Origin of the sequence: Streptacidiphilus sp. MAP12-20 (genome assembly GCF_041262525.1) — a bacterium.
GTDB lineage: Bacteria > Actinomycetota > Actinomycetes > Streptomycetales > Streptomycetaceae > Streptacidiphilus.
Map to the genome: position 1 here is coordinate 1 of NZ_JBGCCK010000043.1, position 20,740 is coordinate 20,740.

Below are 20,740 nucleotides of genomic sequence, written 5' to 3' on the forward strand. Positions count from 1 at the left end.
ACTGAACCAACTCGGCTACCAAGTCAACCTCCAACCCATCGGGACGCCCTGAACAGCGGAAACGGTCACGAAGCGGGGATTTTCGAATCAGGCGGTCCTTCAGCAGCCCTCTCGCCGACATGACGAAGCGGGGCAGCCCGGGCAACAGCGCCTGTGCGAGGTCACGTTCGTCGACGCGTTCCAACCAGGTCGCGACGAGCGGGGCCAACTCCAGCGCCTCCGCGGCACCGAGACGCAGCCGAGGTTCGCCGCGAGTCACCCGGTACAGCGCGGCGACGGCCTCCCGCGTGGCCGGATCGCTCTGCGGTACCGTCAACGTGCTGCCGCCCGTTTCACCCGGTCGCCGCTGCGCGGGGAGGGTGGGTTCTTTCTCCCGTTTCTTTGGGGGTTTGGCGCCAGGGCGGTCAACACCTGGCTCGCCGGAGTCCGGGAAGTCCACCCCCGGTGCCACGGCCGGCTGAGGCACGTCGTAAACGTGAGCCTCACTTAGGATCCTGCCGTCTTCCTGCCGGACTTTGACGACCCGGTAGTACCCCGCATCGGTCAGCTCGCGGAGCGCCCGCCTGATCGCACCGCGGCCCTGCGGGCTGTTGTCGGCCATGTTCTTCCCGTCCTCGCGCCACCCGTCGGGGCGGGAGAGGAGATCGGACAGCAAGCCCTTCGCCGTATAGGAAACGCGACGGTTCTGGAGCAACTCGTTGGGGAGTGCCGTGAATCCGGAGGTGTGCTGGCTACGATGGATGTGCATGGGAGGTGTGTCTCCTGGTGCCGGACCCCGGGGCGTTGGCGCGCCGCCGGGGTCATCTTTCTTTACCGAGCGGGACCATAGCGCAACTCTGCGTGACTCCGCACTCGAACAGTGACCGCCGGGGCTCATGCGCGTCTACGCCGGTTGGCGTTTCGGTCCGGGCGAGGGGTCCTGTGGCCCCAGCCGGGATTGGGGGGCCTACCGACCTCGGCTCCGTCTCTCTCGCCCAGCTAGGCTCGTAGCGGGCACGCCGCCCCGAATGGTGAGCGAAAAGCAAGAGGCCCAGGCCGGGGATCATGCCCCTGACCTGGGCCTTAAGCAGTGGAGCGGGCGACGAGAATCGAACTCGCGCTCTAAGCTTGGGAATCCTGGCGGCGATAGCGTCGATCAAGCCTCTGATCTGCCGTTTCTTCGAGTCCAGGGATGCTTCTCAAGATCGCAACAGACCCTTGCGGACCCCCGTTCTCCACTCGATCTGGCACGCTTCTGGCACGGCCCCTGGGGCGGATGGGCCCCGGCGGACCTTGAAGCCACCACCGCGATGGCGCAGCAGGCCCGCTTTCCCGATCGGTTGGGAAGGCGGGCCTGGCGTTTGCGCTATCTCGACCGATGCGACCTGAGCAACGGGCCAATGATCGTGCTCCAGATGCCGGTGCAGATCAGTGCTGCCCGTCCCCGGCTCCAGCGGATGTCATTTTGGAGCTTCACGATTCAGGCCCGCTCGCTGTTGGCGAGCTTTGCGGCCTTTCCCTCCGAACAGCAAGAGGAGGACGATTGCGGCCGGGCCGAGAAAGATGGCTATGAAACTCCAGTCCGCCGAATTGGCACCCCGGCGGGATGCAATCTTCGATGCTGCGATGCTGGAGCAAATGACCGTGACGACGCCGACGGCGATTTTGAGAAGGTGCTCGGTCATGATGCGGAGAACTCCCTTGGTGCAGGGGGGTGTGGCCCCTGTGTGTGAGGTCACACCCCCCGGCGCTACTGCCGATTCCTAGTAGTAGTAGTAGGACGAGTCGTAGACGGATGGCGACTCATACCATGTGTCGTGGAGGGTGGGGCTCCACCAGAAGAGCGTGAAGGCGTACTGGCACTTGGACTGATACCAGTAGAACGTCTCGCGCGTGCGGTGCCATTGCCCGCCGTAGATCTCGACCCAGAACTGGACCTCGTAGCCCCACCTGGTCCAGAGGCCGTCGATCTGGACCTGAATAGGACAGATGTACTCCCATCCCTGCAGGACCTTGATGATCCAGGACTTCCACCAGCTGGCCTGCCACCCACTCCAGGTGTCTTGCCAGCCGCCCCACCGGATGCCGCTGTCCCAGCTGCACCACTCGGAGTACTGGCCGGTCAGGTCGTACTGGTTGATCGGATTCTGGTTGGTGTAGTCGTAGCTGTTCGCGCTGCCGCCCGTCACCGGGTCGACCTGGCTGAACCTTCCGGTGTAGGGGTTGTAGACCCGTGCGCCCATGAGGACCTGCCCGCCGAGGGCTCCACCGGAGCGAAGGTCGGCTCCCAGCCAGCCGTACTTCTGGGCCGGACCGGTCTCGGCGGCGCCGAATTCGCTGTAGGTGTGGGTCGCGGCGACGGAGTTGTCGCTGGCGTTGATGTTCGCCAGGACGTCCCCGTGCAGGTCACGGAGTTCGAACGTTGTCGCCGTCGCGGTTACCTGTGCGAGCAGTCCGATGGGCCCGGTGACGAGGCGGGTCCAACCACCGGTTGCGTCGGTGACCAGGTCGGGGCTGTCCGAGTTGTCCGCGAAGTGGTTCGTGGTGGTCGACCCGGTGCTGCTGTCGGTCTGGGTGAGCGTGCGGTTGCCCGCGGGGTCCAGAGCCCAGGTGATCGTGTCGCCTGCCTGGGTCTGGCTGGCCGCCATGTTGCTGGAGAAGTAGGTGGCGGACAGGTCGCCGTTGCCACCTGCGTAGGCCGAGGGAGTTGTGGTGACGTTTCCCTGGGTGTCGTAGGCGAAGCCGGTGTCGGTGATCCGGTCAGCGCTGTCATAGCTGTGCGAGGTGGTCGACGTGGTGGTGTTCTGGCAAGTGCCGTCGGCGTTTGGTGCGCCGGTGGTCAGGCCGGTCCGGTTGGAGTTCGCATCGTAGGCGTACGTGCGGGTGGTGCACTGACCCAGCTGCGTATCGCTCACGGTCTTCAGTCGGTCTGCGGCATCAAAACCGTAGGACTGGCTGGAGGCCAGAGTTGTACGACTGACCCAGTTGTCGGCAGCGTCTCTGACGACGGTGTCGCTGAGCGGGTTGCTCCAACTGCTGTTCGTATACGTTTCTGCGGTGTTCGTTCCCGTGGAGTCGACGGTGAGCGTGCCGGTCGTGCCGCCAGGGTACGTCCAACTGCTGAGGCTGCCGTTCGCGCTGTAGGAGTAGCCGAAGCTCCCAGCCTTGGTGTCTGTCTCCCCAGTGAGCTGACCCGTGTGGTTGGTACCCCCGTTGTAAACGAGGGTCGTTGTGTCGCTGCTGTCGCTGCGGCTGACCGGCCGGCCAGCCAGGTCGTAGACGTAGCTGGTGACCTGGCCCGAGGCGTCAGTGTAGGTGCTGACCTGACCCCAGTCGTCGTAGGTGGTCTTGAGGTCGGCGGTGACACTGCCACCACTGTCGAGGCTCTGCGTGTCCGTTGCCAGGCCGGTACTGGCGTCGTAGACGGTCATCGCGGGCGCAACAGCCGCGCCCATTCCCGTACCGGTGGTGGTGATACTGCTCTGAACCTGGCGGTTGTCGCTGTCGTAGCTGGCCGTCGTCGTTCGAGTGGACGTGCTCCCGTCCGCGGCCGTATAGGTCCGCGTCGTAGTCAGGGGAGACAGGTACGTGTTGTAGGTGTATTGGGTGACTGGGAGGCTGGCCAGTCCGGCGGTGCCAGGTTGGGCTGCGGGTTCGGTCTTGCAGGCCAGGTCGGTCCAGGCGGGCTGGTTGCCGCAGGCGGAGTCGGCACTGTTGCTGCCGGCGGTGTAGTAGATGGTTTTGGCGGTGCCGGCGCCGGCACCCGTAGTGTCGCTTGGCTGGCTGCTGGAGATCTGCAGAGGTTCCCCTCCGTACAACCCTGAGTTCTCGTTGTACGCGACAGTCTTGGTGATGTTGAGGTGACCGGTGCCGGGGTCCGTGACGGTCTGCAGGGGGGTGCGGAGGGTCCAGCCAGTATTGTCGCTGCCGTTGTTGTAGATCGACTGCGTGGTGCGACCGTCGACGTCGCTGCTTCCCGGTACCGAGGTGCCGAGGCTGGCGGTCACGGTCTGGCTGGTGACGAGGTGGTAGGGGTTGCCGTTGGTGTCCTTGTCGCCGTTGGGCGCGCCCTGGTCGTAGACCTGGTGGACGTGGGTGCGGATGGTTTGGATGGTGCCGGCGGCCAGGGCCTGGTGGGCGGGACCGTAGGTGTCGGTCAGCTGGGTACTGTCGCTGCTGTAGACGCTCTGAGTGTCGAGCTGGGCGGCGACGGCGGCGGAGGTGCTGCCGGCAGCGAGAGCAGTGGCCCGGTTAGCTGCGGTCAGATTGCGGATGGTGTTGCCGTACTGGTCGTACTCGGTGGTGGTGATGTTCCAGCCGTTGTTGTAGCTGGCGGTGTTCACGTGCCGGCCGTTAGCGTCGTAGTACAGGATCTGGGCGTAGGTCCAGTCCGTGGGCGGGTTGCTGGTGGGGGCGTGGTCGGGGGGGAAGATCGCGACCGCGGAGGCGGGGGCGTCGTTCTGGCCCCAACCGTTCTTGATGGTGGTGGCGTCCATGTCGGCCGGTCCGCCCGCGGCGACGGTGAGCGGGACGCTGTAGGCGACCACGGTCTTGGCGGTGCCGCCGCCGTTCGCCGCGTTGTGGGTGCGGGTGACGGAGGCCAGCTTGCCGTAGTCCGCGCTGGTGGCGGTGTCGTTGTAGGCAAGCACCCACGGGGCGAGAGCGTTGCTGCCCGCGGACTGGGCGGGGCTGATCTGGGTCAGGCGCTGGTAGTCCGCATCCGTGCTGGTCTCATCGTAGGTGTACGTGGTGACCAGCGCGGGGCTGATGCGCGGGTCCCACTCGGTGACCAGGCGGCTCTGCGCGTCGTAGGTGTACTTGGCGACAGGGGTCGTGGTCAGGGTGGTGCCGTCGGTGGTGAGGAGGTCGACTTCGTTGATGTTGCCGGTGGTGCTGTCGTAGCCGAACTGCAGGCCCCGGCAGCCGACCGCCCAGGAGGCCGAGGTGGCCGGGTAGGGGCAGGCCGTGGTGTTCGGGGTACTGGTCGCCGCATTGGGGGCGACCATGAGCATCAGTTTGCCCTGGGTGGTGTCGGCGTTCGGGTCGTAGATGTACCCGGTGGACTTCGTTGAGCCGGGCTGGGTGACCGTGGTGGGCAGGTAGAGGCCGCCGACGCCGCCGGTGGGCAGTGCGAAGGTGACCTGTGTGCCGCTGGTGTCCGCGAGGGTGAAGCCAGTGGAGTTCTTGGTCAGGGTCAGGCCGCTGACGGCGGCGGGGCCCTGGCCGGTGTAGGGCGTGGTGCCGTTGCTGGGGGTACCGGCGGCGAAGGTCAGCTTGGAGCCGTCCTGGCCGGTGAGCAGCGCGTAGGTGCCGTCGTCGGTGACCGAGGCCCAGGAGTTGCCGGCGGTGGGGAGGCTGGTGGTCCAGCCGGGTCCGAAGCCGGTGCTGAGTGCGCCGGGCTTGAGGGAGTTGAAGGTGCGTGCGACGGAGAGGCCGGTGCCGTAGCTGGCGATGCTGACGTCGCCTGCACTGATGGAGGCGTTGCCGGACTGGAGTCCGACGGTGGCGGGGCCGGCCTGGGTGGTGCCGAAGTCGGTGCCGGTGCCGAGCCGGTCGAGGGTGATGGTGACCGGGGAGGTGGTCCAGCTGTTGCCACTGGCGGTGAAGACGGCCTGAATCTGGATCAGCCCGTCGTTGTTCAGAGTGTGGGCGGCGTTCCAGACCATGTCGGCGGTCATGGAATTGACCTGGCTGCCGAAGACCTCGTAGGTGTCTCCGACCGGCCAGGACGTCAGCGTGGTGCCGTTGACGGTGACGTCGGCGGGAGGGATGTCGGTGAAGGCTCCGGTGGTGCCGACCCGGTACTGGAATTTGGTGCTGTCAGCGTGTCCGCTGGCCACCGCGCTCAGCGGGAAGCTGGTGGAGGTGGTGGCCTGGTCGGCGGGGGTCGAGATGCCGGAGGTGCCGTAGCCGAACTGGTAGCTCGTGGCGGTGCTCGGCGTGCCGGCATTGTTCACGGCCTGGACGCTGAGGGTGTTCCACATCTTGCCGACCGTCACCGTGGGGCTTCCGGTGGGTCCGGTGACCGCGGGTTGGGTGGCTCCGTTCAGGGTGTAGGTGTAGCCGGAGGTGTCTCCGGCGGTGTCGGTGAAGGTGCAGGTGGAGGAGGCGGTGGTGCTCTCCCAGGTGTTCTGCGGGAAGTTCGTGCAGGTCACGCTGGGTGCCGGTGGGGTGGTGGTATCGATGGTGAAGGCCTGGGCGGTGGTCCAGGCGGAGTAGTCGTGGCCGTCGTAGGCACGGACTTGCCAGGTGTAGGCGCCGTCAGCCAGCGCCGTGGACGGCGCCCAGGTGGCGGCGGTACCGGAGTTCACAAAGGCAGTGGTGCCAGAGGCCTTGACGGTACTTCCAGAAAGGATCTGGTAGCTGTACTGCACCGTGTCGTTGTTGGCGTCCGTGGAGGACGCGGACAGGGTCGGGGAGCCGGTGGACGTGTACGTCGTCGAGCCCACGACGTTCGACGGGGTCACCGACAGGTTCGTCGGGGTGGCCGGCGGGTTGTTGTAGGTGATGGAGAACGTCGGGTTGTCGGCGAACCGGACCAGGTGGGTGTCATCGGTCTCGGTCGCGTTGGCCAGCTCCATCGTCCAGTTGGCGTTGTGGATGTTCGCGATCTTCTGCATGCCCGCGGTCACATCGAGCCCCACGGCCAGGTTCGGACTCTGGCTGGTCGTGGTGAACGTCTTGGCCACGTTCGGGTTCGGGTAGTTCGGGTTGGCCGCACTGTCGTGGCACGGCTGCGCGTTCCACGTGGTCGACGCCGAGATCGCGCACGTGGAGTACGCGTCGACCGTCGTGGAGGTCGAGCCCGAGGAGGCTGCGTAGGTGACCGTGGTGTTCAAGGTCGCGGACAGGATCGTCGCGCCGTAGATCGCCGAGGGGATGCTCAGGTTGTAGTAGCTGCGCTCGATCCCGTATGGGGAGGAGAAGCCCTGGTACCCGACCGCGAGACCCGAGCCGGGGGCGGCGTCGTAGTTCGAGGTGGTCGGGTAGGCCTGCTGGACTTCGTCCCAGTGCAGCGTCGCCCCAGAGGCCGGGTGCGGCACGAACGCGGGATCCTCAAACACAGGAAACACGGTGCTCTTCGCCGTCAGCAGCGAGGTGTCCGCGGTCAGGTGCAGCTTGTGGTTCTTGAAGGTGGCCTTCACCCGTGCCTGGTGGGCGTGGTTACCCGGCGTCCGCGTCGTCGAGTGCGTGACCGGCTGGGGCACGGACGCCACCAGCGAGGCAAGCGCGCCGGCAGCCTGGGTGCCGCTGGCCATCGTGCTGCCGGTCGGACTGGGACTGGCCGATGGCGTGGTGGTGACGTCGGTGGCGGTGGCCGAGTCCCACATCACCGGGGCGGGCGCGTTGACCAGCAGGCTGCCTCCGCTGGTGGTGTCGGTCAGGTTGCCGCCCGCGTCGGCGGACACCACGGTGCCGTTACTCGCGTTGACGCTCTGCACCAGGTCCGCGAGACCGGGGTCGGCCGCGGCGGTGGCGTTCTTGATGACGAGCGTCTCTTCGACGCCGCCCGCCGCGGTGGCGGTGACCTGCAGGTCCACCCCGGACGCGAGCACGTTCGGGTAGGTGAGGGTGGCGCCCGACGCGGTGGGGGTGGGCAGGGCGTTCGGCCAGGCAAGGCCGAGCTGCTTGCCGTCGACGGTCATCGTCGCCAGCGCGCTGGTGCCGCCGCCGGAGAGCACCAGGGACGACTCCGAAAGGGCCGGGGACCAGGCCCCGGTGGTGGTGTTCTGGACCAGGGTGGGGTCCAGGTCCTTCCACGACCCGGCCTGCTTGACCCACTTGGGCTGGGCGAAGGTGTTGAAGGTGAAGGTGCCGTCGGGGTTGGCGAGGGTCTGCGAGGTGTCGGTGCGGTCGTCCAGCACCTCGACCGCGCTGCCCTGCTTCTTCGCGGCCATCATGGCGGCGTAGGCGTCCGGACGCGAGGCGACGGGCGTCGTGGAGGTGCTGGCCGCGTCGGCCTTGGCCGGCCCGGCGGGCGAGATGACCGCGATCATCGTGGAGACGAGCGCGCCGGTCACGGTGACCGCCGCCCGTCTGGCAATCGGTGGGCCTATCAGCCCGCCCGCGAATCTGCGTGAGAACAAAGTGCTCTGCCTTCGGAAAGATCAATTACGGACCGTATCCGTGAAGAACGCGGATGCGGCCGCGTGATCATCCCACCCGTATGCGAAGCACGGTCGATGACCTGGGCAGATGTTGATCTTCCATTGACGGACATCTACGCGAGGGCAGGGCTCAAATATCACTCAGGGTTAGATGCGGATCGCTTTGGTCCGCTTTGATCGACTGAACTGTCGTCACCTGGCGAGCCATCACACAGCCGCCATCAGGAAACTCCCAGTCGGCGGATGCGGAACCGTGATGGAAGATGCGCGTTGAACCACGCGATCCAGGCGAGACGCCTGGATCGGCCATAAGGCTCTTCCGTGGCGGAATGATGCCAAATCTGCCTCCCGTACCGGCGTCAAAGGGGCGGCCGACCGCCGTGCCACGGGTGGGTCGGCGCTGGTCTCGTTCCGCCGCTGGCTTTGCCGGCGCAGACGGTGCGCGCCTGCCGCACGGAAGCCGGGGAAGCGCGGAGGGTTCTGGCCGCGGATCGCCGAGGCCCACGCCGCGCATTTGGACGGGGTGCGCTGGCTTTGTGCGAGCTGGCGGCATGTGGCGAGGCGCATCGAACAGCCGGCGACCGTGATACGTCGTTCGGCGTCGTGGTGGACGAACCATCACGAGCCCGGCGCGAAGCCATCGCACGCGTCGTTTCGGTGTGAACAGGACGAAGCGACGCCGCTGTGTGACGAAGGCCGGTCACCCCGTACGGGGTGACCGGCCCTTGCCGGTATTGGGGGGGGTGCCTACTTGACGGTGACCCACGTCGCCGCGGAGGCGGTCGCGCCGCTGGCGGTGTCGCCCGCGTAGACGAAGCGCCAGGTGCCGGAGCGGTAGTCCCGGACGGCCGCTGTGACGGCGCCGCTGCTGGTGGAGCGGACCCATGTCACCGTGTTCCAGGTGCTGGTGCCGGTCGTGCGGAACTGCAGCGCCACCCAGCGGCTGGCGTAGCCCTGCCAGGCGAACCGGTCCCAGTTGGCGCGCGTGAGCTGGCCGTTGACCGTGAGATAGGAGCCCTTGCGCACCGTGGTGGCCGAGGCCTTGGCGTTCAGGGTGTCGGCGCGCTTGAAGCTGAAGGTGCCGGCCTTAGCGGTGAAGGTGGTCTTGCCGTTCTTGCCGGTGACCAGGACCGCGATGTCGTAGACGCTCCCGGCCAGGGCGTTGGGGATGTGCATCTGCTCGACGTTGTAGTTCATGGTGTCGGTCAGCCCGGCCGTCTCGGTGGTAGCCGTGTGGCTGACGGCCGGCAGCGGGTTGCTGCTGGCCACCTCGGCGGCGGTGACCTTGTAGCCCTTGGCCACGGCGGCTTCCGGCCACGGGATGGCCCGGATGCTCTTGATGCCTGCCGCGTCGGTGGCGCTGATGCGCAGGACCTGGGTGGCTCGGCCGGTCAGGCCGAGCACCATCGTGGTGGCCGAGGCGCCGGTGATGACCGGCGCGCCCGTCGCGGTCGCGGCGCATGCCGCGGTGGGCGCTGCCAGTGCCGCGAGGGTGAGTGCGCCGACGAGGACCGGCGCGGCTATGCGGATGCGCATTCATGCTCCTTGGCGAAGACCCCGCACTTCAGCGGCGGGGCCTCGGAGCAGCCGTTATATCAACCGGGCCCCGGGGCGCTGGCGTGGCCCGATCCAGCAGCGCCCTGCGACCGCCCCGCAGCAGCTCGCCCAGGGGGCCGGTCTCGGGCGGGGCGGCCGGGAAGTGGGGGCCGAGGCGCCGCCCGGTCGACGCCTGCCCGGATCTCCATGGCCGAGCTCTGATGCTGACCTGTGATGGAGGATCCGTCCGAGTCGGGTAACTGGCCCGGATCAGGCGTAAGCCGACCGGACGGCCCATGTCCTACTAATCCACCGTCCTGAAGTGGGATCAAAGGGACAGTCGGCCCGGCTTTCGCGCGCCGATGCCTGGCACCGAGCAACCGGGGCGGGCTGGCAAGCGCCGGCCGACCGCATGCGCAATGCGCTCAACTGTTTCGTGTCGGCAGGAGTCGGCGCGCCAAGAACACGCACCGCAACAGGAGGAGCGGCGGCACGTGCGGGAGTTGCGGGACCACCAGCGTGACGCCCTCGCCGCGGTGACGGCCGCCCTGTCCGGGGGCGGGCGCGGTCAGGTAGTGATGGCGTGCACCCCCCATCCCCACCGGGTACACCGTTCACCTGGATCTGTCCGGGGTCCACGACGGCACCTGGCTGGACGCCGACATGTCCACAGCCACACTCCAATCCTGGGGCTCCACCATGCCCGAGCAGATCCTGGCGGGCGGATGCCGGGGTGCCGCTTCAGGTGCTGGCCATCTGCTCGGACCAGGCGGCCGAACGCGAGGGCGACGCTATGGGCGGTGACTAGGTGGCGGAGCTGTCCGAGTTGTTGGACAGGCTGGCGCTGGAGACCACCACCGACCCTGGCCGCATCACCGCATTCCTGACCGCTCCTCACCGGGTCGGGCCGGGATTGCGGGTGCTGTTCGGCACCTACCACTCCTCGCCGCGTATCGCCGAGGCCTACGCCGCCCACCGTGACGGGGCGCTGGCTCCGTTGGATCTGGTGGTGTGCGACGAGGCGCACCGCACGGCGGGCGACCGGGTGGCGGCCTTCGGGACCGTGCTGAACGAGGCCCGGATTCCCGCCGCGCGCCGGCTGTTCCTGACGGCGACCCCGAAGGTTCGCACCGGCGCCGAGCGCGACCAGGACCTGGTCGGGATGGACGACGAGGCGGTGTACGGGCCGCGCCTGTACACGTTGTCGTTCGCGCAGGCGATCGCCCAGGGGTTGCTGCAGGACTACCGCCTGGTGGTGGTCGGCGTCACCGGGCGCGAGGCCCACCAACTGGTCCTGGACAACCCGGAGCTGGACCTGGCGGAGCTCGGTGCGGGCAGGCTCCCGGCGGCGACCGCCGCGGCGCAGATCGCCCTGGCCCAGGCCGCCGCTACGTTCGGCCTGCGCCGGATGCTGGCCTTCCACAACCGCGTTGCGCAGTCCCGGGAGTTCCACCGCAGCCTGGCCCGCACCGTCGCGGCACTGCCCGCCGACCGCCGGCCGGTCGCCGCACTGACCACGCTGCACCTGGACGGCGCGATGCCCGGAAAGGAGCGTGCCGCCGCCCTGCAGCGGCTGCGGGACACCGGCGCGCGGGAGTGGACGGTGGTGAACAACGTGCGGGTGCTGGCCGAGGGTATCGATGTGCCCGCGCTGGACGGCGTCGCGTTCATCGCCCCGCGCGGCTCCCAGATCGACATCACCCAGGCCGTCGGGCGGGCGCTGCGGATCAGCCCCGACCGCAGCGCCCCGTCGGTGATCCTGGTGCCGGTCTACCTGGCCGAGGGCGAGAGCGGCCAGGCCGTGCTGGAGGACTCCGCGTTCCGGCACGTGTGGCAGATCGTCCGCGCGCTGCGCGACCACGACGACCGCCTGGACACTGCGCTGGGGCTGCTGCGTCGGCGTCTCGGCGGCTACGACGAGGGCGGAGAGCCGGCCCCTGTGCTGCCCGAGCAGATCCAGGTGTGCTTCCCCGGCGAGGTCGGCGCCCGGTTCCTGACCGCGTTCACCACGCGAGTGATCGAGCACGGCTCCGACTCATACGAGTACGGCTACGGCGCCCTCCAGGCCTACGCCGCCGCCCACGGTGACGCGCGCCCCCCGGTCGACTACCGCACCGACAGCGGCTACCGCCTGGGCGTCTGGGTCGGCCAGGTCCGCACCGCCCGGCGCCGCGGACAACTGCGCCCGCAGCGCGCCCGCGACCTGGAGCAACTGCCCGGCTGGGTCTGGGACCCGGAACAGGCGCGCTGGGAGGCTGGCTATGCCGCGCTGCTGGAGTATGTCGCCGCCCACGGGCACGCCCGGGTCCCGCAGCGGCACCGCAACCCCGGCGGCTACCTGGTGGGCCGTTGGGTCGACAAGCAGCGGGCCCACGGCACAAGCGGCCACCACGTCATGACCCCCGAGCGCCGGGAGCGGCTGGAAGTCCTGCCCGGCTGGCTGTGGGTGCCCAGCCAGGAACGCGGCTGGCCCCAGGGCCTGGCCGAACTGCGCGCCTACACGGGCCGGCACGGCAGCGTGGCCGGTATCAGCTCCTCTCTGGTGACCGAGGACGGCTACCACCTCGGCCGCTGGCTGCACGCCTGCCGCACCCGCCACCGCCGCGGCGAGCTGACCCGCCGCCAGGTCGCCGAGTTGGAGGCGCTGCCCGGCTGGCGCTGGCGCGTCCAGGAAGACCTCTGGCCCGCCGCGATCCGCGCCCTCCGTGAGTGGAGCCAAGACGACGGTCAGATCCCGATCCCGCACTCCTTCGTCACCGAGGACGGCTTCGACTTCGGGGCTTGGGCGGTGCGGGCCCGGCAGCGGTTCGTCGACGGCCGGCTGCCGCTGGCCAAGGCCGCCGAACTGGCCGCCTACCCGGGCTGGACCTGGAGCCTGCCCACCGGCCACCGCTGGCGGCAACTCCTCACCCACCTCGAAGCCTTCCTGCGAAGCGAGGGCCACGCCCGGATCCCCGTCAGCCACACCACCGCGGACGGCTACCTGCTCGGCCGCAACATCCTGGTGGTTCGCTCCCGGCACACGGCAGGCGCACTGCCCGCAACCCTGCGGGCCGAACTCGACGCGATCCCCGGCTGGAGCTGGACCGAGCCCGTCGACTACCGCGACGACAATCACTGGCACCAGCATCTGCAGGCCCTCCACGACCACGCCCGCACCCACGGCACAACCGATCTCCCCGAAGACCTGATCACCCCGGACGGCCTGGCCCTGGGTGCGTGGTCCGCCGACCAGCGCCGCGAACACCGCACCGGCCGACTCCACCCGGCCCGCACCCAGGCCCTGGAAGCCCTCCCGTGCTGGGACTGGACCCACGGCACCAAGTCCTGGCACACCCGCCAACACCACCAGGCCCGCGCCCGCGAACTCGGCTACCCGGACATCACTGCCCTCCTCGCCGCCAGCACCCACCTCACCCACCGCCAGATCGGCACCCAGATGCGCGTCTCCGACGCCACCGTCGCCAACTGGCGCACCACGACAGTCGAGCGATGACCCGGCCCGCAATGCTGCTTCACCCGCGCCTGCCCGACTCCACTGCGCCCGCGGCTGACCCCACTCTCGATCGGCGCCGGCCCTGACCTCCCCCAGTAGGGCGCCGCCGGAGCCGCTCCTTACTCCGGCTCCTCCTCGCCCCCCGTCCTCCGGCGCCGGGTCACGCAGCGGGCGCAGCCCCTGGGAGGGGAGGTGGCTTCGAAGGCGTAGCGGCGGTGGAGTTGACGTGCCGGTCCTTGAGTGGGGACAGTCGGGCGGCGTCCTCGTCGCGTGTCGCAGGTCGTCGTCACCACGAGTCGAGCGAGACGCTCGGACCATCGCTCAGGTAGCTGAGTAGGGCAGCATCCGTGGTGGACACGAACTCTGTGGGGATGGCGTCAGTGCTGATCCATGCCACTTCGGAATGCTTGTCCGGCTCGCCGTTCGAGAGCTCACCCGACCAGCGATGGGTGGCAAAGACGACTGTCAGGAAGCCGTTGGGGGCCTCTACGCCTCGGGCTCCGTGGATGACATGCGCCAAGCGCAGGTCCTTGGGGGCGACGATGAGGCCAGTCTCTTCCTTGAGCTCGCGTACCGCCGTCTCGGTGATCGGTTCTCCAGGCTCGCTCTTGCCCACGGGAAGGTCCCACATGCCCTGGGCGAACTTGGCCTTCGGTCCACGTCGAAGCAGTGCGACGCGTTGGCCCTCCAGGTCGTGGACGATGACGGCGGCGACCAGCAGGGTCATTGACTCGGTTGCGGGCTTGAGAGCGGTGGGCTGGTCGGCGGTCTGCTGTGTCACGTTGTGGCTCCTTCCTGCGGTGCGGGTGCTAGATCAGTGCCTCGCGTGCGCGGCGCTCCAGGTCGGTCGCCCCTGGGACTCCGCGTCTACGGTAGGTCGCCAGGTGGGGGCGGATCGAGGAGATCGCCTTCTTGGTGCGGTCCGAGGTCATGCCGTCCATGAGGGAAAGCGCTTGACTCCAGGTCGCGATGGCTTCATCTGCTCGTGCTTGAGCAGCGAGGCTGTCCCCAAGGTCGGCGTATGTGAGGGCGTGCACGCGCCTGTATTTCTCGGCGTCCCAGCGGATCAGGGCGGCCCGGTGTTGCTGCTCGGTGCCTGCGTGGTCACCCAGGTCGGTGAGGGTGCGGGCCGTGTGGCTGGCGACGGTGCCGGCGGCGGGCCCGCTCACCAAGGAGAAGCTGGGCTGCGGTTCGTCGGTACGCGTGAGGGCGCTTTCGGCGGCGAGGAGTGCGCGGGCGGCTGCTGGCTTGTCACGGGTGGCCGCGTAGGCGCGAGCGTGGGTCACGTGGAGAAGTGCCTCCGTCTGTCCGTCTACGCGGCCGACGCTCCGGACAAGCGCGTTCTCGATCAATGCCACGCAGTGGTGCGGTTGCTTGAGGCTGAGGGCCTGGTGGGCCAGGGCGCGCATCATCCAACCGGCGTGGCCGTGGGGGTCTGCCTCGACGGCGAGTTGGTAGCCGACCTGGTAGTAGTGCTGGGCCGCGCCCTCTTGACCGAGGTCGTGGTGCTTCCAGCCGGCGAGGTACGCCAGTTCTGCGACGGCCCCGAACGCGCGCCGACGTGTTGCCTCGTCGGGGAAGCGTCCGCTGAGCATCGGTGCGGCGGTGTCGGCGAGATAGGCCGTGACGGTGGTGAGCCCGTGTCCGCCGCCGAGGCGCTCGTCCGCGGCGCTGAAGACCGCGGTGATCTGCCGGACAACCTCCACTTCTTCGTTGCCCACCAGCACGGTGCCGGTGCGGGCTCGCATGAGGCGGGAGACCGGCTCGGGGTCGTAGAGCAGCGGCATCGCGACGCCTGCCGTGGTGAATGCTGCGACGGCCAGGAAAGTGCGGCGCTCGACGTCAGCGCGGCCGAGGTTGGCGGCTGTCTCGACTGGATCAGCACTCGCCGCCAGTGACTCCTCGGGCTCCGCGAAGCCGAGTTCGGCCAAGATGATTCGGCGTCGGGCTTTGCGGGACATCGCCTCAGCGATGTACTGGCCGGCCTGCCCCTTCGGCTCTGCGCCCCGGACCCAGTGGGCGACGGCGGACTTGTTCGTGAGCAGCGTCTCGCCGTTCTCGGCAGCTACCCGTTGTACTGCCCTTGCTAAGGACTCGTAGGTCCAGCCGTCCGCCGAAATCGCGTCCTTGAAACGGTGGTTGGGCTCCTTGCGTGTGGCCACGATCAATCCCCTGAGCTGGAGCTGTAAACCGCGTAAACCACTCTACGTGTGGGCGAGCGTACCGCTCGTGCTCTTGAGCCGGTTCACTCGGTATCAGCCGCCCGGAACGCTGCGAACCAGGCTTCCCCGGGCCCAACCTCCGGGCGGCTACCCGCTCTTGCGCTGATTGCCGCCACAGTCTGGGAGGGCTGATGAACACCACCGATCACGCCTCGCTCCCGGCTCCTCAGACCTGGGAGGTCCAGCCGGAAGCCGCCGCTGTGCGACCGGCCCGGCTGCTGGTGCTGGAGGTGGCCCGCTTCTGGAACCTGCCGTTCTCGGACGGCGCACTGCGGGATGTGGAGCTGTGCGCGAGCGAGTTGATCACCAATGCGGCTCTCTACACGAAGCTTCCCTTCAAGGTCACCGTCGGATGGACCGGTGAGCGACTACGGGTCGAGGTCGAGGACACCAGCCTCGTCCCGCCTGGCGGCGACGGCTCGATCGGCTCCGGCAACGGCGGTCGCGGCCTGGCCCTCGTGGGCGCGCTCGCTCACTCCTGCGGCTGGTGTCCGCAGGGGGCTGGCAAGGTCGTCTGGTTCGAGACCGCTCCGGATCAGGCCCTTGACCCGGATCGCCGCCTGGCCGTGCTGGTGGAAGTAGCGCATTCCCGCCTCACCCAACCTTTGGCCTTCTCCGCCTGAGCGCCATCCCTGAGCCTCCGCCGGACCATCCATGCTCCGGCCTGGCGGATGGCGTCGGCTGCGTCCGTCCTGACGCGGTCGGCGCGCACCACCCCGCGCCGAATCCCCGGCGTGGGCTCCGTCCCATAGGAAGGAAACACACGATGCAGACCCACGACACCACCGAGGCGGCCCCCGCCGCGAAGGGCGGGCTGGTCATCGCGGCCCGGAAGATCGCGGCGGCCAGGGCGCGCACGGAGCAGCCCTCCGACGTCAGCAGCGGCCGCACCGACGGCAACGACTGATCCGGCGGCCCACGATGCATGACGCTGCCTCGTGGGCGGCGCGTCTGGGCGGGGACACGTTCCTCGCCCAGACGTACAACCGCTCCTATGCACACATCCCTGGCACTGCCGCTGATGCGGCTGCCCTGCTGTCCTGGGACGACCTGAACGGCATCCTCGACACCCAACGCCTGGAGCCGCCGCGCCTGCGCCTCTCGATGGACGGCGAGATGCTGCCGCTTCACCGCTACACGCTCCCGGTCACCACCCGGCGCGCGGTGACTTGGCACCGCGTGCAGCCCGCCGAGCTGCACGCCCGGCTCGCCGAAGGGGCTTCACTGGTCCTGGACTCGATCGAGAAGATCCACCCGGCCATCGGCGCGTCCGCCGAGGCACTGGAACGCTTCGTAGGCACCCGGGTCCAGGTCAACGCCTACGCCTCGTGGACCGACCGGGAGGGCTTCGGCACGCACTGGGACGACCACGACGTGGTGGTGGTCCAGGTCTCCGGTGCGAAGCGCTGGAAGCTGTACGGGGCGACGCGCGACGTGCCGACGTTCCGCGACGTGGAGACCCCGGACCCGCCCCAGGACGATCCGGTCGCGGACCTGGTCCTCAACACCGGTGACTTGCTCTACCTGCCCCGCGGCTGGTGGCACGCAGTCACCGCGGACCAAGGAACCGCCTCCCTGCATCTCACCTTCGGCCTGGTCTCCCACACCGGCGCCGACCTGCTGACCTGGGTCGTCGACCAGCTGCGCGCCCGTGTCGCCCTGCGCCGCGACATTCCGCGCTTCGCCGACACCACGGCGCAGATGAACTACATCGAGGCCCTGCGCGCGGAGATCGTCAGCGAACTGGAGGACCCCCGCCTGGTGGCCCGCTGGGCGGCATCCAACGACGCCACCGACTTCGGGCGCGCTTCCACCTCGCTGCCCTACGTCTCCGGGGTGCCGGCCAACCCCGCCATCACCGTCCGGCTCACCGCGCCCCGCGCGCACCTGTCCCTCGACAACAGCATGGCGACCCTCGCCGCTGCCGGAACGGCTTGGGACTTCTCCGACCAAGCCGTCCCGATGCTCCGCGCCCTCCTCGACGGCACCCCGCACACTCTCGGCGGCCTGGCGAACCTCGCCGACCTGGAAGTCAAAGACGTAGCCGAGGTCGTCACCACCCTGATCGAGGGCCAGGCGGCGGCCGTCGTCAGGACGGCACTGTGACGGCCACCCTGGGGCTGGGCACCTACCGTGTGCGCGCCGTGGACACTGCGGCGCGCACCGCCTGCCGATCCGGCGCCACTTGGATCGACACCGCCCCGAACTACCAGCACGGCCAGGCACACAGCGAACTGCGCCGCGCCCTGATGGAGTACCCCAACGTGCGCGTCTCGACCAAGACCGGCTTCCACACCGGCCCTCAGCGTCGCGAAGCCCTCGCGGCCGGCGCACTGACCGAAGCCGAAGCCGCGAGCGGGCACTGCCTTCGACCGGCCTTCGTCCGCTGGCAGACCAACCGCTCATTGGCCCAGCTCGGCCGCGCCGACGTGGTGTTCGTCCACAACCCCGAACACCACCAACCCGACCGCGCCAGCGTGCACGCCACGTTGCGCAGGGCGTTCCGAGTCTTGGAGGAGTTTGCCGACGACGGACGCATCGGCGGCTACGGGGTGGCCACCTGGTCCGGCTTCTCCGGCGGGGCGTTCACGGTCGCGGAGCTGCTGGAACTCGCGCAACAGGCGGCGGGCTCGTCCCTCCACCACCTGACCAGCATCCAACTACCCGTGAGCCTGGTCATGGTCGATCCCATCGCGGCTGCCTTGGCAGGACTCGGTCCGCTCGCGGAAGCGCACAGCAACGGCCTGGCCACTTTCGCTTCCGCACCCCTGCACAGCGGTGAACTGCCCGAGCTCATGACCCCCGAACTGGTGGAATTCATCCGCCCCGTGTTGACGCCTGCCGAGGCCGCGCTCCTGGCCGTTGGCTCCTGCCCGCACCTGGACGTGGTCCTCGTCTCGGCCAGCACGCGAGCACACTGGAAGCTCGCCGCCTCCGCGCTGTCCACCCCGCTAGCCGGCGACGAACTCAGGAAGGTGATCGATGTACTCGCCGCCGGATGACGACATGAGGGCGCGCATGGAGAGTGCGCACCAGGACGCGGCACGCCGATTCGCGGTTACCTGCGACGGCTCGCCGGTTTGGGGGGACCGCGGGCTCACCCTCAGCCGACGAGCGGGCGACAAGTGGGTGCGTGTCTTCTCGACCAAGAGGACGGATCTTGCCCGCCCGCAGGGTGAGGGCATCATCGGCGCGGCGGGGCTCATCCCGAACGACGTGCCGCGCCCCCGGCTGTACGGCTCCCTGGACTGGGTCACCGACGGGTACCGCTACGGGGCAGATCTCCTCGACTACGTACCCCACCCGGTCATCTCGCCCCACCGCCCCGACCTGGACCACAATCCTGGCCTGTCCGACGAGTGGTGGAGCACCCTGCGCCGCGCCCTCACCCGCCTCGGACAAGCCCACGGAGTACGGACCACCCTGCGTGACAGCTGGATCGAAGCGGCGTTCCCTCAGTTCCTCGGCATCCCCGCGCCGAAGAAGGTTCAGCGCGTCACCGGACACGGGGACCTGCACTGGGGCAACCTGACCGCGCCACTGGCCATCCTCGACTGGGAACGCTGGGGCCTGCTCCCCTACGGATACGACCCAGGCCTGATGCACGTGAACAGCCTCCTGATCCCCGATGTCGCCGAACGCATCCGCACCGAGTTCGGCCACGTGCTCGACACCCCCGCCGGCCGAATCGGCGAACTGGTCGCACTCGCCGAGATGCTGCAAGCCGTGCAACGCGGCTACTACCCCGAGCTGGCTCCGCTCCTGGCTGCTCGCGCCACCAAGCTCACTGGCGTTCGGCCACCCGTGCCCATCAGCTCGGAGATCCCGGCCTGACGATCTGCACGCCTAAACGTTCGCCCAGCAGCGCCCCGCGCCTACATGGCGCCGGGGTCTCTGCCTACCGTCTCTGACCTAGGGGACGGCCCGGGTTTCCCCAAGCGCAACGTGCTTGATCCGCCCTGGTCCAGATTTTGTCCCAGCATCTATGCTCCCGGGCATGTGGACAGTTCTCGCGTGCGTCGCTGGCATCGGGGCTCTGGTGAATCTCGTACAGGTGATCACTGGTCGCCAGGTGATACGCCCTTCCGCGAGCAGCCGATCCGCCGCGCAGTTGAGACGCGAGTCAGCAGCCGCGGTCTTGGTCTGGGCGGGCATGGCGCTCTTGGCGCTGCACTTCACCTCTGTGGGGTTCCCAGTTGAAGCGCTGGGATTCGTTGCCCTCACCTTCATCCGCAGGGGCCCGACCCGGGCATAACGTGACGAAGGCGAGTTCGAGTTCGAGAGGCGTCGCCTCCTCGGTCTTCGACTTCTACTCCGGCCGATGACTGGCCCGGGTCTCGACTCTTCCGGCTGGCTACGTCCGCTGCCTCAGCCGATCACGGTGCACCCGAAAGGGTCGAAGGTTCGGGTAGAAGTGCGCGACCCCGCTCCAAGCCGGGATGATCCCCAGCAGCCCGAACCAGTTCACATGGCCGCGGGCGAGCTGAATCATCACGCACAGTGCGACGAGGGCGAATGGGACATCCACTGTCGAAGCTTCCATCGATACTCGATCACCGTGTCCCCCGCCGCGTCGAAGACGTCGCTCACGCCCAGGGAGGAGGGCACCGAGGGTCGCTGCGACGGCGATTCCGAACAACAGCCCCTCCCAAGGCAACGCCCCTCCCCAGTGGCGCGAAACCAGCGCGTAGCCGACATTCCCAAGCGCTCCGCCGATGGCCATGCCGGCGCCGTTTCGTACTGCCGCCCGCCACCTGTGGCGATCAATCCCTGAAGTCACGACGGCATTGTCCGTGCAGGTCGGGTGAGGAGCAAGGTCCAGCCCCTTGTACAGCCACCCCACCCACCCGTGTGCATGCTCTGCGTGACTCCAAAGCGCTTCTCGGCGACCGGCGTCGGTCTAAATCAGCCTCTGCCCCCGTCCACGTCGGGGCCCATAGATTTCCGAGCCCCTCCGCTGTCGACCTGAGCGTGCGCACAAGGACGAGCGGCAGGCCGGTCGGGGCTGAGATTTCCCACAGTGGCACCGCCAGTAGCCCCCGGTCCGCTGCGGCAGCGTGATGAATTGTCGGTGTTGATCTGTAGAGTCCCGGGGTGATCGAAACAAGCAACTTTGGGCTCTTTGACCTCGATGCCCTTGAACGCCTTCACCGCTCATCGCTTCGAGACTGGGACGCTCTTGATCTACTCAGTGCTGGAGGCCAGTGCGAGGAGACGCCCAAGGCTCAGCAAGAGGTCGTTGATGAGTTGGAACCCGAGGACATGGACGCCATCCGAGTCGACTGGTTCAAATCGGCAGATGAATGTCGTTCTTCGGTTGATGCTTGACGGTTTGGCTTCGGGTGATGGTTGACACGGGGGCTAGGTTCCGTAGTCGATATGCCCGCTGGCGCGGCGGC

The 20,740-nt window shown here is 68.5% G+C and carries 13 protein-coding genes; 8 read left to right on the forward strand and 5 right to left on the reverse strand.

Annotated features, from left to right (window positions below):
* On the reverse strand, window positions 1-748 hold a 748-nt coding region (locus tag ABIA32_RS33045; protein WP_370103478.1), incomplete at its 3' end, for a hypothetical protein.
* A 541-nt stretch (window positions 749-1,289) separates the two neighbouring features.
* Here ABIA32_RS33045 and ABIA32_RS33050 point away from each other — a divergent pair.
* Window positions 1,290-1,712, forward strand: coding sequence for a hypothetical protein (locus ABIA32_RS33050; protein ID WP_370103480.1), 423 nt, complete (start codon window positions 1,290-1,292; stop codon window positions 1,710-1,712).
* Between the two features lie 30 nt (window positions 1,713-1,742).
* Here the strand turns inward: ABIA32_RS33050 and ABIA32_RS33055 are convergent, their stop codons facing one another.
* Complete coding sequence (locus ABIA32_RS33055; protein ID WP_370103482.1) at window positions 1,743-8,000, reverse strand: RHS repeat-associated core domain-containing protein; 6,258 nt, start codon at window positions 7,998-8,000, stop codon at window positions 1,743-1,745.
* Between the two features lie 834 nt (window positions 8,001-8,834).
* On the reverse strand, window positions 8,835-9,623 hold the full coding sequence (locus tag ABIA32_RS33060; RefSeq protein ID WP_370103484.1) for a hypothetical protein: 789 nt from the start codon (window positions 9,621-9,623) through the stop codon (window positions 8,835-8,837).
* Between the two features lie 808 nt (window positions 9,624-10,431).
* Here ABIA32_RS33060 and ABIA32_RS33065 point away from each other — a divergent pair.
* Window positions 10,432-13,119, forward strand: coding sequence for a Helicase associated domain protein (locus ABIA32_RS33065; RefSeq protein ID WP_370103486.1), 2,688 nt, complete (start codon window positions 10,432-10,434; stop codon window positions 13,117-13,119).
* A gap of 286 nt (window positions 13,120-13,405) precedes the next feature.
* Here the strand turns inward: ABIA32_RS33065 and ABIA32_RS33070 are convergent, their stop codons facing one another.
* Window positions 13,406-13,900, reverse strand: coding sequence for an NUDIX domain-containing protein (locus ABIA32_RS33070; RefSeq protein WP_370103488.1), 495 nt, complete (start codon window positions 13,898-13,900; stop codon window positions 13,406-13,408).
* 28 nt (window positions 13,901-13,928) lie between these two features.
* The gene (locus ABIA32_RS33075; protein WP_370103490.1) at window positions 13,929-15,281 is read right to left on the reverse strand and encodes a tetratricopeptide repeat protein; all 1,353 of its coding nucleotides are present in this window, start codon (window positions 15,279-15,281) and stop codon (window positions 13,929-13,931) included.
* A 191-nt stretch (window positions 15,282-15,472) separates the two neighbouring features.
* Between ABIA32_RS33075 and ABIA32_RS33080 the strand changes: the two genes are divergently transcribed.
* The 6 genes from ABIA32_RS33080 (at window position 15,473) to ABIA32_RS33105 (ending at window position 20,669) form a co-directional block, all read left to right on the forward strand.
* Window positions 15,473-15,964 (forward strand): ATP-binding protein, encoded by a 492-nt coding sequence (locus ABIA32_RS33080; RefSeq protein WP_370103492.1) that lies wholly within the window; start codon window positions 15,473-15,475, stop codon window positions 15,962-15,964.
* A 143-nt stretch (window positions 15,965-16,107) separates the two neighbouring features.
* The gene (locus ABIA32_RS33085; protein ID WP_370103494.1) at window positions 16,108-16,248 is read left to right on the forward strand and encodes a hypothetical protein; all 141 of its coding nucleotides are present in this window, start codon (window positions 16,108-16,110) and stop codon (window positions 16,246-16,248) included.
* 14 nt (window positions 16,249-16,262) lie between these two features.
* Window positions 16,263-17,447, forward strand: coding sequence for a JmjC domain-containing protein (locus ABIA32_RS33090; RefSeq protein WP_370103497.1), 1,185 nt, complete (start codon window positions 16,263-16,265; stop codon window positions 17,445-17,447).
* On the forward strand, window positions 17,444-18,343 hold the full coding sequence (locus ABIA32_RS33095; RefSeq protein ID WP_370103500.1) for an aldo/keto reductase: 900 nt from the start codon (window positions 17,444-17,446) through the stop codon (window positions 18,341-18,343). The genes ABIA32_RS33090 and ABIA32_RS33095 overlap by 4 nt, the downstream gene beginning before the upstream one ends.
* Before the next feature lie 16 nt (window positions 18,344-18,359).
* The gene (locus ABIA32_RS33100; protein WP_370103502.1) at window positions 18,360-19,175 is read left to right on the forward strand and encodes a hypothetical protein; all 816 of its coding nucleotides are present in this window, start codon (window positions 18,360-18,362) and stop codon (window positions 19,173-19,175) included.
* Window positions 19,176-20,435: 1,260 nt separating this feature from the next.
* Window positions 20,436-20,669 carry a hypothetical protein gene (locus ABIA32_RS33105; RefSeq protein WP_370103504.1) on the forward strand — a complete coding sequence of 78 codons (234 nt, stop codon included), beginning with the start codon at window positions 20,436-20,438 and terminating at the stop codon, window positions 20,667-20,669.
* Window positions 20,670-20,740 lie beyond the last annotated feature (71 nt).

What these genes read in the sequence shown, in the direction of transcription:
- ABIA32_RS33085 (WP_370103494.1), top strand. Translation starts at nt 16,108, where the DNA reads ATGCAGACCCACGACACCACCGAGGCGGCCCCCGCCGCGAAGGGCGGG.
- ABIA32_RS33080 (WP_370103492.1), top strand. Translation starts at nt 15,473, where the DNA reads ATGAACACCACCGATCACGCCTCGCTCCCGGCTCCTCAGACCTGGGAG.
- ABIA32_RS33050 (WP_370103480.1), top strand. Translation starts at nt 1,290, where the DNA reads ATGGCGCAGCAGGCCCGCTTTCCCGATCGGTTGGGAAGGCGGGCCTGG.
- ABIA32_RS33060 (WP_370103484.1), bottom strand. Translation starts at nt 9,623, where the DNA reads ATGCGCATCCGCATAGCCGCGCCGGTCCTCGTCGGCGCACTCACCCTC.
- ABIA32_RS33100 (WP_370103502.1), top strand. Translation starts at nt 18,360, where the DNA reads ATGGAGAGTGCGCACCAGGACGCGGCACGCCGATTCGCGGTTACCTGC.
- ABIA32_RS33090 (WP_370103497.1), top strand. Translation starts at nt 16,263, where the DNA reads ATGCATGACGCTGCCTCGTGGGCGGCGCGTCTGGGCGGGGACACGTTC.